The sequence below is a fragment of the Mesorhizobium sp. WSM4311 genome (assembly GCF_002295115.1).
Lineage (GTDB): Bacteria > Pseudomonadota > Alphaproteobacteria > Rhizobiales > Rhizobiaceae > Mesorhizobium.
In genome coordinates this window covers 1-15571 of sequence record NZ_NSFV01000004.1, presented here as the reverse complement: position 1 = coordinate 15571, position 15571 = coordinate 1, and the positions used below count along the sequence as shown (strand labels likewise).

The window sequence follows — 15571 nt, the reverse complement described above, 5'->3', positions numbered from 1 at the left end:
GGCATCGTGCAATCCGGTTCGCTCGGTTCTAGAACCGGTAATTGATGCCGGCCTTCAGTTCATGGCTGCCGATCGTCGTCTTCGACGTGCCAAGAGCCGATGTCGTCTCGACGCCGCGGGTGCGGACATAGTCGTACTCGACCTTGGCGGACAGCCCGCCGGCGAAGCCCTGCTCGATGCCGGCGCCCAGGAGGTAGCCGACCTTCCATCCATCGGCGCTGCTGACGTTGTCGCCCTTGTCGAATTTGGTCAGGGCAACGCCGCCGGTGCCAAACAGCAGCGTCTGGTCGAAGCTCAATCCTGCCTTGGCCTTGGCGGCGCCGCGCCATTTCTCCTTGATCTTGCCGCCCTGGACGTCGTGTTCGGCGCCGCCCAGATAGGAGCCTTCGATCTCGGCGCCGAGAACGGTGGGACCCATCTGCTGGTTGTAGCCGGCCTGGACGCCGCCGCTGAAGCCATTGCGGCCTGCAAACGGGTTTGGCATCCCGGTGAACGCCGTGCCGCCATGCACGCCGACATAGGCGCCGCTCCACTGGAAGGCGGGCGGGTCGTTGTAGGTGGGTGAAAGGTCGGCGGCCATCGCCGGCCCGAGAAGGCAAAAGGCGAGGCTAGCCGCCGTCAGGACGATCTTTACTTGAGAGGACACAGCATTACTCCAACACAAACGCGCATCCAGCAATCGACACGCAGGTTAACTCCCGGGGAGCTTGGCCGCTGGGGCGGTCAGGGCTCCTGTTTGGTGTCTTTCAGGGATGGTTGCACGGTCCTGAGACTGGCGTTCGCCAGCTGTGGCAGGGGGTCGGAGCGCCGCGCAACCAGTCACCTGAAAGACGCCGACTGTCTCGCAGGTGAAAATTGCACGCACATTGCGCAAAATTCGAAAATGACGATTTTGTGCTTTATTTTCAACAAATTAAAATGATCTTGTTTACCTATATTTAAGAATTGCGGGCCGTCTGAAGCTCGGAGTCTCGATCGCCTGTTCCAGCCCGGGCACCAACCGCGCTGGCTTGATGGAAAGCCGCCAAGCACGTATCTCTGGGCCGTGCCCGTGAGTCTGGGCATCTCAATCGGGAGACGACCTTGTCCGCACTGACACGCTTTCTCGGCGACTCGCCGCTCAGGGTGATCCTGAAGCTGCTGGTGGTGTCGTTCCTCGTCGGCCTTGTCATGAATGCCTTCGGCTGGTCGCCGATGGATGTCTTCTACGGCATCCAGAAGTTCTTCATCGATCTCTGGAACCTGGGCTTCCACGCCATTGACCGCTTCCTCGGCTACATCCTGCTTGGGGCCGCGATCGTCGTGCCGGCCTTCATCCTGCTCAGGATCGCCAACTATCGGAAGTGACTTTCAGGTATAGGCCGAGGCGACCTCGAACAGGATGGCGTGCCGTGCGGCAAGGGCCGGAACATCAGTGGAATAGCCGCCACCGATGACGCCGCAGATCGGAATGCCGAGCGCACGAAAATGGCCGATGACCATCTCGTCGCGAGCGTGCAGGCCGTCATTGGAAAGCGCCAGCCTGCCAAGCCGGTCCTCGGCATGGACGTCGACGCCGGCATTGTAGAAAACGATGTCCCAGCGCGCCCGGGCCGACAGCTCCGGCAGGATCGTGGCCAGCCTCCGGAGATAGGCGGCATCGCCCGTGCCGTCGGCAAGCGCGATGTCGAGATCGGAGGCGATCTTGCGCGCGGGATAGTTGCGCTCGCCATGCATGGAGAAGGTGAATACACCTGGCTCGTCGCTCAGAATATCCGCCGTACCGTCGCCCTGATGCACATCGAGATCGACGACCAGGATGTTTTGTGCGGCACCCTCGTCGAGCAGCACCAGCGAGGCGACGGCAACGTCGTTGAAGGTGCAGAAGCCGGCGCCTTGCGCGCGCCGCGCATGATGGCTGCCGCCCGCGGTGTTGCAGGCGATGCCATGGCGCAAGGCGAGCCGCGCGGCCAGTATCGTGCCGCCGGTCGCAAGCTGCGCGCGGCGCGAAACGCGCGGGCCGACCGGAAAGCCGATCTCGCGTTCGATTTTTTCCGGCACTGAACAGTTGATGACCTGGTCGACATAGTCGGCCGCATGGGCAAGCCTCAGCCATGATGCCGGTGCGGGATCCGCGGCGTTGAGCGCGTCAGGCCTGGCCAGGCCGCGTGCGCGCAAAGCCTCCATCAGCAGCGGATACTTGCTCATCGGGAAGCGATGGTTGGTGGCAAAGCCGGCGTCGTAGTCGGGGTGGTGGACGATCTGCAGGGGCATGAACGGAATCCGGCGGCTTCGCGCCAGACCGGGATTTCGGTTGGCCATCGCGGGAAGAATGATTGCGCGGTGGCCGGAAAATGGGGCACATCGGCTCTTCGATCAAGCCGCAAATCAGCAAGGCAGCAATCCCTTGGACAACGGCGCAACTCCAGTCGACGCCAGAGCTTTTGTCGTTACCAACCGTTCCGTGCTCGCCATAGCGGTGCCGATGACGCTCGCCTATCTGACCACGCCGATGCTCGGCCTGGTCGACACGGCTGTTGTCGGCCAGTTCGGTAACGCTGCTTTGCTCGGCGGCCTTGCGGCGGGCGCACTTGTTTTCGACGTCGTCTTCACCAGCTTCAATTTTCTGCGTTCGGGCACCACCGGCCTCGTCGCCCAGGCTTTCGGGCGTGGCGACGCGCTCGAGGAACAGGCGGTGTTCTGGCGCGCCGTGCTGATCGCGGTCGTTGCCGGTGTCGTGCTGGCGGCGCTTTCGCCGTTGATCGCCATCGGCGGCCAGTGGTTCATGGGCGCCGAACCGCGCGTCAGCGAGGCGATGGGCGTCTACATCAGGATCAGGCTGCTTGCCGCACCGTTCTCGCTGATCAACTACGCCATTCTCGGCTATGTGCTGGGGCGTGGCGAGGGCGGGCTCGGCCTTGTGCTGCAATTGGTGCTCAACGGCATCAACATCGCGCTCTGCTTCCTGCTTGGCCTGAAGCTTGGCTGGGGCGTTGCCGGCGTTGCCTGGGCAACGGTCACGGGCGAATTCCTGGCCATGCTGCTGGGTCTCGCCATCGTGGTCCGTCGCTTCCGCGCGACCCCGCCCTTGCCGCGCCATCGGCTGCTCGACATGGCCGCCTTCCTGCGCATGCTGTCGCTCAACCGCGATATCATGATCCGCTCGTTCTCGCTGCTTGCCGCCTTCGCGCTGTTCACCCGCCAGGGCGCGCAGTTCGGCACGGTGACGCTGGCAGCCAATGCGGTGTTGATGAACTTCTTCCTCGTCGCCGGCTATTTCCTCGACGGATTTGCCACCGCCGCCGAGCAGCTCGCGGGCCGTGCCGTCGGCGCGCGCGCCGAGCAACCCTTCCGGCAGGCGGTGCGGCTGACCCTGTTCTGGGGTTTAGGGCTGGCCGGTGCCGCGACCCTGGTGCTGCTGTCGGCCGGCGCCAACCTGGTCGCCATCGTCACGACATCGCAGGAGGTCCGTTCGGTGGCCGACATCTATTTGCCCTGGGCGGCATTCACCGCGCTGAGCGGCGTGCTGGCGTTCCAGATGGATGGCGTCTTCATCGGCGCGACCTGGTCGCGCGACATGCGCAACATGATGTTGCTGTCGTTTCTGGTCTTTGCCGTCGCGCTGCTGACGCTGGCGCCCGCCTTCGGCAATCACGGCCTGTGGGCGGCGCTGCACGTTTTCCTGCTGGCGCGCGGCTTCAGCCTGCTGACTATTTTGCGGTTGCGGGTGCAGACGGCGTTCAGCTGAGCGGCTTGGACGCCCACCGATCGAGGTGGCTGTCGCGCAATTCGCCAATGGACTTCAGCCGCTCCGTCTCGCAAAAGCGTGCCATGCCGGCGACGATACGGCCCGGCAGCGCGGGTCCGGCATAGATCATGCCGGTGTAGAGCTGCACCAGGTCGGCCCCGGCGCGGATCTTCTCCAGCGCGGTCTCGGCGGAATCCACGCCGCCGACCCCGACAATGGCGATGCCCGGCCCGAGCAGCTTGCGCATCTTCGCCAGCACGACAGTCGAGCGTTCGAACAGCGGTTTTCCCGAAAGCCCGCCGGTCTCGCCTGCGACGCCGCCGCTGCGCAGCGGCGGCCGCGAAATTGTGGTGTTGGAGACGATGATTCCGTCGATCCGTTTTTCCGCGACCTCGGCGGCGATGTCTTCCAACTCGGCCTCGACCAGATCCGGCGCGATCTTGAGGAAAATGGGCGGCTGGGCCGCCGCCGACGCGCGCGCGGCCATGACACGCGACAAAAGTTCGCCGAGTTGCTCGCGCGCCTGCATGTTGCGCAGGCCGGGCGTGTTGGGCGAGGAGATGTTGACCGTGAGGTAGCTGGCATAGGGGGCAAAGCGGGTGACGCCGCGCTCATAGTCGCCGATGCGATCGGCGCTGTCCTTGTTGGCACCGATATTGACGCCGACAATGCCGGAACGTCCCTTGCGCGCGGCAAGGCGTTTTTCGGCCGCGGCATGACCTTCATTGTTGAAGCCCAGCCGGTTGATCACCGCTTCATCCGCCGTCAGCCGGAAGATGCGCGGTTTCGGATTGCCGGCCTGCGGCAGCGGCGTGAGCGTGCCGACCTCGGCAAAGCCGAAGCCGAGGCCAAGCAGCGCGTCGGGCACCTCGGCATTCTTGTCGTAGCCGGCCGCCATGCCGAGCGGGTTGGGGAAATCGAGGCCGCAGAGGCTGGCCTTCAGCCTGATGTCGCGCACCGTCCGCGCGCCGGCAGGCAGGCCGCAGCGCAGCGCCGCGATCGACAGGCCATGCGCGGTTTCCGGATCGAAGGTGAACAGCAGCTTCTGGCCGAGTCGGTCGAGCACGCTCATTGCCCCTCCAGCGGCGGGAACCGATGCGCGCCATCGGCACCGAGCGGCAGCGGCCGCACCCATTTGACGGTATCCAGCACCAGCACGCCGTAAAGATGCGGAAACAGCGCGCCGCCGCGCGAAACCTCGTATTTCAGCGCGTCGCCCAGGCTGGCGTCGTCGACGGCGACCAGCAGAAGGTCTGTCTGGCCGGAAAAATGCTTTGCCGCGGTTTCCCGGACCTGCGCCGCCGTGGAGAAATGGATGAAGCCGTCGGCGACGTCGATCGGCGCGCCGGTGAAGCGGCCACTGGCTTCGGCCTCGCGCCAAAGCGCTTGCGGGGTTATCTTGTAGATAAACTGAGACATGGTTGCGCTATAGTCTGAACCAGTCGTGCGGGGAAGGCCACGCCAAGGGTCTTCCCCATTTCCGGCGCAAACATGCGATATTTCAGGCCTTGGCCATGGAGGACAACATGCGTCTGCAACACATCTTGATCCCCGCCGCGCTGGTTTCACTGGTCGCGGTATCAGCTTATTCGGAAGAGACCGATCGCTACCGGCTGGAAAAATCCGCCAACGGCTATGTCCGCATGGACACGCAGACCGGTGCGATGTCGATCTGCGAGGAACGCTCCGGTCAGCTCGTCTGCAAGGTGGCGGCCGACGAACGCGCCGCGTTCCAGGACGAAATCGACCGCCTGCAGACCTCGATGAAGGCAATGGACGAGCGCGTCACCAAGCTGGAGAATTCGCTCTCCGCCCGCCTCGAATCGAAACTGCCGAGCGAGGAGGATTTCAACAAGACGATGAGCTACATGGAGCGCTTCCTCAGGGGCTTCATGGGCATCGTCAAGGATATGGACAAGGATAACGGCGGCGGCGCCCAGCTCAACTCGCAGAAGACCTGAGCTCCTATGGCGCCGTGCGTCCTTTTGGATGCGCAAAGGACGCTGTAGGACTTTGATCTTGCGAAGCAGGGAAAACGCGGCGCACTGGTTTTGCCGCTTGAAAACAGCGCGCTGCCCCTCATAATCGTCCGACTGGTCCCGAAAAGCTAAAAAATCATCGACGGGATTCGGGGAGGAACATTTGCCGTCAGGCTATTCTTTCGTCATCGCCGACGATCACCCGCTGTTTCGCGGTGCACTCCGCGAAGCGCTTGCCGGCATCGGCAGTGTCGCCGCCATTCACGAGGCCGGCGATTTCGAAAGCGCCAAGGCATTGGTCGTGGCCAATGAGGATGTCGATCTGGTGCTGCTCGATTTGTCGATGCCGGGCGCCAGCGGTCTCTCCGGCCTGATCTCGCTGCGCGGCATTCACCCTGCGGTGCCACTGATCGTGGTCTCAGCGCATGACGATCCGGCGACCATCCGGCGCGCGCTCGATCTCGGCGCATCCGGCTTCATCTCCAAATCGGCCAGCATGGAGGAAATCCGCAACGCCGTGCAATCGGTGCTGGCCGGCGACATCGCGGCGCCCGTTGGCGTCGATCTCGGTGTCGAGCGCGATCCCGAAATATCGGACCTGATCAAGCGGCTGCAGGCGCTGACGCCGCAACAGACGCGCGTGCTCGGCATGCTGGCCGAAGGCTTGCTCAACAAGCAGATCGCCTATGAGCTCGGCGTTTCCGAGGCGACCATCAAGGCGCATGTCTCGGCCATCCTGCAGAAGCTCGGCGTGGACAGCCGCACCCAGGCGGTGATCCTTCTGTCCAAGATCGGCACCGACCCTTTGCAGACCAACAGCTGAGCGTCTGCGTCGCCCGTTCAATCGGGACACTGGACCTCTGTCCGCCCCGGTCGGGCGTTGAAACTCACGAAGCTGATGGCGGCCATGATCCAGACGCCGATGCCGCCATAGAGCATCACCCAGCCAAAGCCGTTGCGCAGTGCATTATGGACAACGGAATCAGCCGGTCTCGCCGCATCGGTGTTCTCTTGCCGCCTCGCCCCGCCCGGCACCATCGAGGTCAGCCGCAAATTCGGCCTTCCACCGCTGCCGGCGTCGGAGATCGTGCTGTTGTCCACGCTCTCAGACCCGCAATCGCGCGATGCATCGCGCACCCTTGCCATGGCGTTTCGCGAGCACCGTCCGTCGCCGGCGGCCAGCGGCGCGAAGCCCCGGTTCCGCAATTCGCACACGCTGGACAGCCCCTTCTGAGGCTATCGACCCGCGTCTGTGCGATGGCGCCGAATCTCAGCGATAGTTTTCGACGGCTGAACCCAGTTGCGGCGTGGCATCATCCTCGGTCGGCCGCGAAGGATTGCGCGCCCGGCCGATGGCGGCGCCGAGGCCGAGCGATGCGATCGCCACCAGCGGAATGCCGGCGATCCAGGGTAGGCGCGGTGCCAGCGCGTAAAGCGCCGTGCCGATCGACGGCCCCAACGAGTCCTTGAGGTCGACCGCCACCGACGAAGCCGCCATGTAGGAGGCGCGCCGTGCGGGCGGCGCCAGCGCATTGACGGCGGTCGGCACCAGCGGTCCGACTAGCATCTGCGCCATCGAGCACAGGCTGACCGCTCCGATCAGCGTCAGCATCGCCGGCGACGCGGCGAGCAGCGCAAAGGCGAGGATCGTCGCAAGGCCGGCGCCGACCGTCAGCCAGAGCGCGGATCGTGCCTCGATCAGGCGGCTGACCAGCATCTGCAGGCCGACCGTCAGGGCGGCGGCGTAGGCGAACAGCGCGCCGACGCCGGATGGCGTCAGCGTCCCTGCATCCTGCGCGTAGAGCGGGATCACCGCCTCGATCCAGTTGCCGGCGACCTCGAACAGCACGACCCAGAGCAGCAGCTTCGCCAGCCGGCCGTCGCGGAACGCCGGCAGCAGCGCGGACAGGCCTTCCTCTTCGTTGTCTTCGCCGCCGTGGCGATCGTCGCCGGCGGCGAGGCCGATGCCGATCGTCTCGTTCAGGGCGAAGAGCATCACGATGCCGCCCAGCACAAGCATCGTGCCGCCGGCGAGGAAAACGCTGCGTAGCGATAGCAGCGCCAGCAGGGCGCCGCTGGCCGGCCCGAGAATCTGCCCGGCGCTTGAACTCACGCGCGCCAGGCTGAACCAGCGCGGATGCGCGGATGGCGGGGTCACATCGGCGATCGTGGTCAAAATCGTTGGATGAAGCACCGATTCGCACATGCCGGTTAGAAGCAGCACGATCGCGGTAACGGCGACGCCATGCACGAAGAACAGGGCCAGGAAGCCGGCGCCGACGCCAAGCGACGAGGCGATCAGCACCGGCCGCCGGCCGACCCGGTCGGCGATGCCGCCGATCAGCGGCGCCGCCAGCAGTTCGCCCCCGGCATAGCAGCCGAACAGCAGGCCGATCGCGCCGACGGGAATGCCCGCCTCGCTGCTTGCCCAGAGCGGAAAGAAAGGCACGAGCGCGCCATCGGCGAAACCCGCGCAGAAGAACAGCAGAAGCCCCATCAGGGCTGGGCGCGGGGCTGCGCGCCAGGAGGAAAGAAGCGTGTTGATCATGACGTCACCTGCGCATGGAGGCCGACTGTCGTCGACGGCCCGGGGTTTGCGCGTTGGTTGACGTAAACGCCTACGGTCGCCCTGGAGCGACAAGGAGGTTTGAGCCGCGTGGTAGTATCCAATACGGCGATGGGGCCGGCTTCAGCCGAGCCGCACGGACAATTCGACGTCCTCGCCGAACGGCGTGGACATGTAGCCCGACGCCGGCGAGCGCACCCGCTCGAGATATTCGGGCGAGAAATCGGCATTGTCGGCGATGACCAGCGCGCCTGGCCGCAAGCGGCTCTCGACCAGGCTGAGGATCTCCGGATAGATCGCCTTGGCGCCGTCGAGCAGCAAAAGGTCGATCGTTTCGGGCAGGTCGGTGCTCAGCGTTTCAAGCGCGTCGCCCTCGCGGATCTCCACCAGGTCGATGAGGCCGCCCTCGGTCAGATTGGCCTTGGCCCGCATCACCTTGGACGGCTCGAATTCAGTGGTGATCAGGCGGCCGCCACCATTGTCCCTGAGCGCTGCCGCAAGATAGAGCGTCGAGATGCCGAACGAGGTGCCGAACTCGATGATGATGCGCGCGCCGCTGCTGCGCGCCAGCATGTAGAGCAGCGTGCCGGTCTCCGGCGAGATCGCCAGCCAGAGGTCCTTCAGCCGACCGTAGAAATCGACATATTCGGTCTTGCTGTTGATCAGGCGCGCCCGCTCTTCGTGCGAGAGTCCCGCCACCGGACTGGTTGCGGCATTGGCTTCTTCGAACAGGCGGGCGAGCAGCGGGGCCAGCGGGGCATTGGTCAGCGTCGTCATGAACGTCTCCGGTCGAAATGGCTGCGTGCTTGTGTTGCGCCGAAAATACGAATAATCCTTCAGGTTTCCAATTCGCATTACCGGGCCGAGACATGACCGAACGCCCAAGTCATTCGATTTCCTCACGAAAACAGCCCAAACAGGCTCGCGCGACGGACCTTGTCGCGGCTCTTTTGCAGGCTGCTGTTCAGGTTTTGGAGAAGGAAGGCGCGCAGCGTTTCACCACCACGCGCGTGGCCGAAAGGGCCGGAGTCAGCGTCGGCTCGCTCTATCAGTATTTCCCCAACAAGGCGGCACTTCTGTTCCGGCTGCAGAGCGACGAATGGCAGCAAACGACCCACCTGCTGTGCCGTATTCTCCAGGAGGTCGAGAAGCCGCCCCTCGAGCGGCTGCGCATCCTGGTGCATGCCTTTGTCCGCTCCGAGTGTGAAGAAGCGGCAGTGCGTGGCGCGCTCAACGACGCGGCGCCGCTTTATCGGGATGCGCCAGAGGCTCAAGAGGCGCGGGCTTCGGCGGAGCGCACGGTCGAGATATTCATGCAGGAGACACTGCCCGAGGCCTCCGATGCCACCCGAGCCATGGCCGGCGAGCTGGTCACGACGATGCTCAGTGCGGCGGGACGGGATTTTTCGGCAAGTTCGCGAATGCCGGCGGAGATCGAGACCTATTCCGATGCGATAGCCGATATGTTCTGCGCCTACCTCAGGAGCCTGGGGCACAGGGCCTGAAAGCGCCAGCTGTGGCCGGCCGGCCCGTTGGCGTCACTCTGCCGCCGATGCCAGCGGCCTCACCCTGGCCATCATCGAACGCAGCACCGCCGGTTTCAGCGGCTTGTTGATCACCGCAATATCGAGCCCAGCTGCCGCCGCCCGCACCTCGTTGGACCGGTCGGCGGTGACCAGCACGGCGGTCAGGTCGTTGCCATGGGTCGCACGCAGCCGGGCGATGATATCGAGGCCGGTTTCGCCGTCGAGATGGTAATCGGCAAGCACGATATCCGGGCGGTGTAGCGCGGCGTTCTCCAGATCCCGTGAGCCGGACACGGTATCAACCTTGCATCCCCAGCCTTCGAGCAGCAGCCGCATGCCCTCCAGGATGCGGGCGTCATTGTCGATACACAGCACATGCAGCCCGGCGAGCGAAGCCGCGGCACGGGCGGGAGCCTTGGTTTCGACCTCGCGTCGCGGCTCCTGCACCGCTGCGACCGGCAGGATGACCGAAAAGCGCGTGCCCTTGCCTGGATTGGAGAAGATGCGGATTTCCAGCCGAAGCACCCGGGCGATGCGGTCCACGATGGAGAGGCCAAGGCCGAGCCCTTCGGCTTCGCGCGCGCCTTCATCGAGCCGGGTGAACTCATGGAAGACCGTGTTCAGCTTCTCGCCGGCAATGCCGATGCCGGTGTCGATCACCTGGATCTCCGCCAGTTCGCCGCGCCGCCGCACGCCGACCAGGATGCGACCCCTGCGGGTATACTTGATGGCGTTGGAGACAAGATTCTGGATCAGGCGGCGCAACAAATTGCGATCGGTCACCACAGTCAGCGAAGACGGCATGATCGTCAGGCCGAGCTTTTTCTCGGCGGCCATCGGCCGAAAATCATTGCCGATCTGGCGCAGCAGGCCGTCGAGATTGAAGGCGGTATCGTCCGGCTTCATCGCCCCGGCATCGAGGCGCGAGATGTCGAGCACGGCGCCGAGAATCGTCTCGACCGATTCCAGCGAGGATTCGATATTGACCGCCGCCTTGCCGGCTGGGCCTTTGCCGGCCTTCTCGATCAGCGAGGAACAATAGAGCCGGGCGGCGTTCAGCGGCTGCAGGATGTCGTGGCCGGCGGCGGCGAGGAAGCGCGTCTTGCCGAGATTGGCCTCCTCGGCCAGCATCTGCGCCTGCGCCAGTTCCTCGTTGACCCGGGTCAACTCCTCGTTGACCCGGGTCAGTTCGATGGTGCGGGTCTTGACGCGCTGTTCCAGCGACTCATTGGCGCGCTTCAGCGCCAGATCCTGTTCGACGCGCCCGGAAATGTCGGCATAGGTGGCGACGATGCCGCCATCCGGCATCGGGTTGGAGCGCAGTTCCAGGATGCGGCCGCTGGTCTTCAGTTCCATCTGCCAGGGGCTGACGAAGCTGGTCAGCCGGTTGAGCATCGCCACGCGCTGGTCGGCGGGGATGTCGCCGCGCTCGGCGAGATGGCGTAGAATCTGGTCGAGCGAGACGCCGACCTGGCCCATCTCGTCGGGCAGGTCGAACAGCGCCCGGTACTGGCGGTTCCAGCAGATCAGCCGGAAATCGCGGTCGAAGACGGTGATGCCCTGCTCCATCTGGTCGAGCGCGATCTGCAGGAGGTCGCGGTTGTGCTGCAGCGCCTCGGTGGCGTCGTCGAGAAGGCGGAAGGCATCCCGGGATTCGCGGTCATGGCGCCGGAACAGCAGCGATAGGATCAGCCGCGCCGAGGAGGAGCCGACGGCGCTGGCCAAAAGCTGCTCGGAGAAGCGGATGACCTCCATGCTCGCCTGCTCCTTGCCGTGCAGCGAGGTGCCGTTGGTCTTCTCGAACGACTGGAAGGAACGCTCGGTGCGCTCGACGCCGAGGTAGCGCGCGATCGTGTCCTTGAGGTCGTTGACGGTGATGGCGGTGCGGAAGCGGCGCAGGCTCGGCATCGGACTGGCGTCGCGTGGCACGAAGATCGACGCCTGGATGCGCTCCAGCGGCACCGACGCGCGCGACAGCGAGCCAAGGGCGAAGAACAGCGTGTTGATCGACAGGCTCCACAACACGCCATGGTTCAGCGGTTCGGCGACCGTTCCGAACAGCGCCTGCGGCCGCAATGCCTCGAAACCGAACAGCCCTTGCAAGATGATGTCGGCATCGGGTGCGACAAGCGAGGGCAAAAGCAGTGTGTAGCCCCATACGAGGATGCCGGCGATCATGCCGACTGCGGCGCCCCTGCCATTGGCGCCGCGCCAGATCAGCCCGCCGATCAGCGCCGGCGCGAACTGCGCGATGGCCGCGAATGACATCAGCCCGATCGACGACAGCCGCGCGCTGTTGGTGCTCTCGCGGTAGTAGAGGAAGGCGATGAACAACAGGATGAAGATCGCTCCGCGCCGCACATTCAGGATGAGCGTCGACCAGTCCTCGTTCTCGGAGGTCGAGGTCTTGAGCAGGCGGCGCACGAACAGCGGAATGACGAGGTCGTTGGAGATCATGATCGAGAGCGCCACGCTTTCGACGATGACCATGGCCGTTGCCGCAGACAGTCCGCCGATGAAGGCCGCCATGGCGAGCACGTCGTGGCCGCTGAACAGGGGCAGCGACAGCACGTAGAGATCGCTGCTGGTGCCGGTGCCGACCAGCGACAGGCCGGCAAAGGCGATCGGCAGCACGAACAGGTTGATCGCCACGAGATAGAGCGGAAACACCCAGGTCGCGGTGCGCAGTTCGGCTTCACCGCGGTTCTCGACGATGGTGACGTAGAACTGCCGCGGCAGCATGACGATGGCAAAGCCGCTCAGACAAGTCAGCACCAGCCAGGTGGCGAGCGAGGTGTTGTAGCCCATCGCCTGGCGCACTTGTGCATTCTGCGCCAGCTTGGCGAACATGTCGCCCGGGCCGCCGAAGATCAGGAAGGTGACCATCAGACCGATTGCCAGGAAGGCGGCGAGCTTGACCACGGTTTCGACCGCCACCGCCAGCACCAGCCCGTCCTGATGTTCGGTGGCGTCGGCATGGCGGGTGCCGAACAAGACGGCAAACAAGGCCAGCAGCATGGCGACGACCAGCGAGATGTCGCTGACGAACGGATCGAAAGAGGGCGGCGATCCCGTATAGTGCTCGACCATCAGGCTGACCGAGCCGGAAATCGCCTTCAGCTGCAGCGCGATATAGGGCACCGCCCCGATGGTGGCGATCAGCGTGGCGATCGCCGCGACGGTGAAGCTCTTGCCGTAGCGCGCGCCGAGGAAGTCGGCGATCGAGGTGATCTTCTCGGTCTTAGCCAGCCGCACGATGCGGTTGAGCAGCGGAAAACCGAACACGAACACCAGCACCGGGCCGGTATAGATGCCGAGGAATTCGAGGCCGCGTTCGGAGGAGAGCCCGACCGAGCCGAAGAAGGTCCACGAGGTACAATAGATCGCCAGGCTGAGCGCATAGATGAAGGGTCGCGCACGACCGGGCCCGGAGATGGCCGAGCGGCGGTCGCCCAGGCTGGCGATGGCGAACAGCAACGTCACATAGGCGATCGCGATGATGACGATGAACAAGCCTTGCACGCCCGGAATTTCCTCCTTTGCCGTCTTTCTGTCCGGCTTGTCCGAACGCAATCACAGCTTGGGTCCCAAGTCCATCACGGCTTTGGGTGCATGAAGCGCGTTATTTCTGGAGGCTAACGGCAGGGAAGGAGAAAGCGATTGCTTTCTCCTTTTTGCCCATGTTGCAACCGGAGGTTTTTGTTATGTTGTCGCCGGGTCGATGCGGCAAGGACGGAACGGCAGCGCGGCCCGCCATGCAAGGAGGGTCGAATGCTGAAAGAATTCCAGGAATTCATTTCCAAGGGTAACGTGATGGACTTGGCCGTAGGCGTCATCATCGGCGCTGCCTTCGGCAAGATCGTCACTTCGCTGGTCGATGATGTCATCATGCCTTTCATTGGCGCGCTCGGAGGGGTCGATTTCAACAACTACTTCATTGGCCTGTCGCACAATGTAACTGCGACCAACCTTGAAGATGCGCGCAAGCAAGGCGCGGTCTTTGCCTATGGCAGCTTCATCACCGTGGCGCTGAACTTCCTGATCATTGCCTTTGTCATCTTCCTGATGGTCAAGGGGGTGAACAATCTGCGCCGGCGGCTCGAGCGCGAGAAGCCGGCTACCCCGGCCGCGCCGCCCCCCGCCGATGTCGCGCTGCTCACCGAAATCCGCGATCTGCTCGCCAAGCGATAATTCAGCCAGCCATTGCTGGACCAAAGCCCCGGTCGTTCGCGGCTGGGGTTTTCTGTTTTCGTATCTGGTAAAGAGCGGCAAGCCTAGAGCAATTCCAGGAAAAGTGTGAAACGGTTTTCCCGGGAAACCGCGTAGCGCTTTCCCTGGGGAATTGCGTTAAAACAAAGAGTTAGAGCGGGTTGCCGTTTCCGTGAAACGGTGAACTGCTCTAAGGGAAAACGGATTTGTCCATGAGCCTGATCGATAGCTTTCGCGCCGAAGCCCGCGCCGCACCGGAAAGCGGCATTGTCGCCGTCGTCAATTACGGCCGCCTGCGCGAGGGCCTGATCCCGCTCTGGGCCGGCGAGGGCGACCTGCCGACACCCGCCTTCATCACCGATGCCGCGTCGAAGGCGCTGGCCGGCGGCGAGACATTCTACACCTGGCAGAGGGGCATCCCCGACCTCAGGCAGGCGCTGGCACGCTACTACGCCAGGCATTTCGGCAAGACGTTCCCGGAGGAGCAATTCATCGTCACTGGATCCGGCATGCATGCCATCCAGATGTCCCTTACCGCTCTCGCCGGCGCCGGCGACGAGGTGATCTATCTGTCGCCGGCCTGGCCGAATTTCGACGCTGCCGCCGCCCTGTCGGGAGCCGTTCCGGTGCCGGTCACGCTCGATCATTCCGGCAATGGCTGGTCCTGCGACGTCGAGAAGATCGCCGCGGCGATCACGCCGCGCACCAAGGCGCTGTTCATCAACACGCCGTCGAACCCGACCGGCTGGACCGCCGACCACGAGACCTTGCAGGCCATCCTCGACCTGGCGCGCGCCAAGAACGTCTGGATCATCGCCGACGAGATCTATTCGCTGTTCCACTATGGCCATGGTCGTGCGCCGTCCTTCCTCGACATAGCGACGGAGGAGGACCGCATCCTGTTCGTCAACTCCTTTTCCAAGAACTGGGCGATGACCGGCTGGCGCGTCGGCTGGATCAAGACGCATCCGAGCCTGCAGCAGGTGTTCGAGAACCTGATCCAGTATTCGAATTCCGGCGTTGCCCAGTTCATGCAGCGCGGCGCGGTGGCTGCGCTTGACGAGGGCGATGGCTTCGTCGCCGAACAGGTGGAGCGGGCGAGAAAAGCGCGCGACCTGGTCTGCGGCATTCTCGGCGCCACCGGCCGCGCGCGGTTTACCGTGCCGCAGGGCGCCTTCTATCTGTTCTTCACCGTCGACGGCATCACCGATTCCCGCACCGCCGCCTTCGACATCGTCGACAAGGCCAATGTCGGCCTGGCGCCCGGCACCGCCTTCGGCCCCGGCGGCGAAGCCTTCCTCAGGCTGTGCTTCCACCGCCGCCTCGACCAGATCGAGGACGCCGCGCACCGGCTGGCGAAATGGATGAAGACTATTTAGCCAGCCCGCGTCGGCTGGCAGTCGAGCCGCGTTTCAACCGCCGGACTTGGGCACCAGGAGCGGAACGATCCGATCGCTCTTCGCAACAATGGGCCGTCCTGCCGAGCCGTAGGGAATGCCGAGCGCGTCCCAGGTCTCGACCAGCGCGTCCTGCAGCTCGGCGATCAGCGCATCGGAATGGAACG

Annotated in this window: 15 protein-coding genes and 2 pseudogenes; 8 read left to right on the top strand and 9 right to left on the bottom strand. The window is 64.3% G+C overall.

Annotation, left to right across the window (positions count from 1 at the left end):
• Positions 1–28 precede the first annotated feature (28 nt).
• The gene (locus tag CK226_RS10905; RefSeq protein ID WP_095771906.1) at positions 29–646 is read right to left on the bottom strand and encodes an outer membrane protein; all 618 of its coding nucleotides are present in this window, start codon (positions 644–646) and stop codon (positions 29–31) included.
• Between the two features lie 437 nt (positions 647–1083).
• Here CK226_RS10905 and CK226_RS10900 point away from each other — a divergent pair, with 437 nt between their 5' ends.
• A complete protein-coding gene (locus tag CK226_RS10900) occupies positions 1084–1347 on the top strand; it encodes a DUF6460 domain-containing protein (RefSeq protein ID WP_027047739.1) in 264 nt (87 codons plus the stop codon).
• A gap of 3 nt (positions 1348–1350) precedes the next feature.
• On the opposite strand, the gene CK226_RS10895 is transcribed toward CK226_RS10900, so the two are convergent.
• Positions 1351–2253 (bottom strand): histone deacetylase, encoded by a 903-nt coding sequence (locus CK226_RS10895; protein WP_095792147.1) that lies wholly within the window; start codon positions 2251–2253, stop codon positions 1351–1353.
• 133 nt (positions 2254–2386) lie between these two features.
• Here CK226_RS10895 and CK226_RS10890 point away from each other — a divergent pair, with 133 nt between their 5' ends.
• On the top strand, positions 2387–3727 hold the full coding sequence (locus CK226_RS10890; protein ID WP_095792146.1) for an MATE family efflux transporter: 1341 nt from the start codon (positions 2387–2389) through the stop codon (positions 3725–3727).
• Here the strand turns inward: CK226_RS10890 and CK226_RS10885 are convergent.
• Positions 3720–4799: a quinone-dependent dihydroorotate dehydrogenase gene (locus tag CK226_RS10885; RefSeq protein ID WP_095771907.1), complete on the bottom strand. Its 1080-nt coding sequence runs from the start codon at positions 4797–4799 to the stop codon at positions 3720–3722. The genes CK226_RS10890 and CK226_RS10885 overlap by 8 nt on opposite strands.
• The gene (locus CK226_RS10880; RefSeq protein WP_095791872.1) at positions 4796–5146 is read right to left on the bottom strand and encodes a DUF952 domain-containing protein; all 351 of its coding nucleotides are present in this window, start codon (positions 5144–5146) and stop codon (positions 4796–4798) included. Before CK226_RS10880 ends, CK226_RS10885 begins: the two co-directional genes overlap by 4 nt.
• A 107-nt stretch (positions 5147–5253) precedes the next feature.
• Between CK226_RS10880 and CK226_RS10875 the strand changes: the two genes are divergently transcribed.
• The gene (locus CK226_RS10875; RefSeq protein ID WP_027047742.1) at positions 5254–5688 is read left to right on the top strand and encodes a hypothetical protein; all 435 of its coding nucleotides are present in this window, start codon (positions 5254–5256) and stop codon (positions 5686–5688) included.
• Positions 5689–5869: 181 nt separating this feature from the next.
• Positions 5870–6529 (top strand): response regulator transcription factor, encoded by a 660-nt coding sequence (locus CK226_RS10870; RefSeq protein ID WP_095787323.1) that lies wholly within the window; start codon positions 5870–5872, stop codon positions 6527–6529.
• 17 nt (positions 6530–6546) lie between these two features.
• Here CK226_RS10870 and CK226_RS34345 read toward each other — a convergent pair whose 3' ends face one another.
• The gene (locus CK226_RS34345) at positions 6547–6807 is read right to left on the bottom strand and encodes a hypothetical protein (RefSeq protein WP_179301028.1); all 261 of its coding nucleotides are present in this window, start codon (positions 6805–6807) and stop codon (positions 6547–6549) included.
• On the opposite strand from CK226_RS34345, the pseudogene CK226_RS10865 reads away from it, so the two are divergent.
• Positions 6689–6940 (top strand): annotated as a pseudogene (locus CK226_RS10865) (LysR family transcriptional regulator); the annotation flags it as partial. The gene CK226_RS34345 and the pseudogene CK226_RS10865 overlap by 119 nt on opposite strands.
• Before the next feature lie 36 nt (positions 6941–6976).
• Here CK226_RS10865 and CK226_RS10860 read toward each other — a convergent pair.
• Together CK226_RS10860 and CK226_RS10855 are read right to left on the bottom strand one after the other, a co-directional pair.
• Complete coding sequence (locus CK226_RS10860; protein WP_245437726.1) at positions 6977–8254, bottom strand: MFS transporter; 1278 nt, start codon at positions 8252–8254, stop codon at positions 6977–6979.
• Between the two features lie 141 nt (positions 8255–8395).
• Positions 8396–9049, bottom strand: coding sequence for an O-methyltransferase (locus CK226_RS10855; RefSeq protein WP_095787352.1), 654 nt, complete (start codon positions 9047–9049; stop codon positions 8396–8398).
• A gap of 92 nt (positions 9050–9141) precedes the next feature.
• Here CK226_RS10855 and CK226_RS10850 point away from each other — a divergent pair, with 92 nt between their 5' ends.
• Positions 9142–9777, top strand: a complete 636-nt coding sequence (locus CK226_RS10850) for a TetR family transcriptional regulator (RefSeq protein ID WP_095791870.1) — start codon at positions 9142–9144, stop codon at positions 9775–9777.
• Between the two features lie 33 nt (positions 9778–9810).
• Here CK226_RS10850 and CK226_RS10845 read toward each other — a convergent pair whose 3' ends face one another.
• Positions 9811–13320, bottom strand: a complete 3510-nt coding sequence (locus tag CK226_RS10845; RefSeq protein ID WP_095792145.1) for a PAS domain-containing hybrid sensor histidine kinase/response regulator — start codon at positions 13318–13320, stop codon at positions 9811–9813.
• 249 nt (positions 13321–13569) lie between these two features.
• On the opposite strand from CK226_RS10845, the gene mscL reads away from it, so the two are divergent.
• Both mscL and CK226_RS10835 read left to right on the top strand, forming a co-directional pair.
• Complete coding sequence (gene mscL / locus CK226_RS10840; protein WP_095791869.1) at positions 13570–13989, top strand: large conductance mechanosensitive channel protein MscL; 420 nt, start codon at positions 13570–13572, stop codon at positions 13987–13989.
• Between the two features lie 230 nt (positions 13990–14219).
• Positions 14220–15386 carry a pyridoxal phosphate-dependent aminotransferase gene (locus CK226_RS10835; RefSeq protein ID WP_095791868.1) on the top strand — a complete coding sequence of 389 codons (1167 nt, stop codon included), beginning with the start codon at positions 14220–14222 and terminating at the stop codon, positions 15384–15386.
• Between the two features lie 33 nt (positions 15387–15419).
• Here the strand turns inward: CK226_RS10835 and CK226_RS35505 are convergent.
• Positions 15420–15571, bottom strand: a pseudogene (locus CK226_RS35505) (5-aminolevulinate synthase); the annotation flags it as partial.

Bases quoted from the DNA above. Each gene is read 5' to 3' on its own strand.
- CK226_RS10855 (WP_095787352.1), bottom strand. From the start codon at position 9,049: ATGACGACGCTGACCAATGCCCCGCTGGCCCCGCTGCTCGCCCGCCTG.
- CK226_RS10880 (WP_095791872.1), bottom strand. From the start codon at position 5,146: ATGTCTCAGTTTATCTACAAGATAACCCCGCAAGCGCTTTGGCGCGAG.
- CK226_RS10875 (WP_027047742.1), top strand. From the start codon at position 5,254: ATGCGTCTGCAACACATCTTGATCCCCGCCGCGCTGGTTTCACTGGTC.
- CK226_RS10850 (WP_095791870.1), top strand. From the start codon at position 9,142: ATGACCGAACGCCCAAGTCATTCGATTTCCTCACGAAAACAGCCCAAA.
- mscL (WP_095791869.1), top strand. From the start codon at position 13,570: ATGCTGAAAGAATTCCAGGAATTCATTTCCAAGGGTAACGTGATGGAC.
- CK226_RS10860 (WP_245437726.1), bottom strand. From the start codon at position 8,254: ATGATCAACACGCTTCTTTCCTCCTGGCGCGCAGCCCCGCGCCCAGCC.
- CK226_RS10885 (WP_095771907.1), bottom strand. From the start codon at position 4,799: ATGAGCGTGCTCGACCGACTCGGCCAGAAGCTGCTGTTCACCTTCGAT.
- CK226_RS10895 (WP_095792147.1), bottom strand. From the start codon at position 2,253: ATGCCCCTGCAGATCGTCCACCACCCCGACTACGACGCCGGCTTTGCC.
- CK226_RS10835 (WP_095791868.1), top strand. From the start codon at position 14,220: ATGAGCCTGATCGATAGCTTTCGCGCCGAAGCCCGCGCCGCACCGGAA.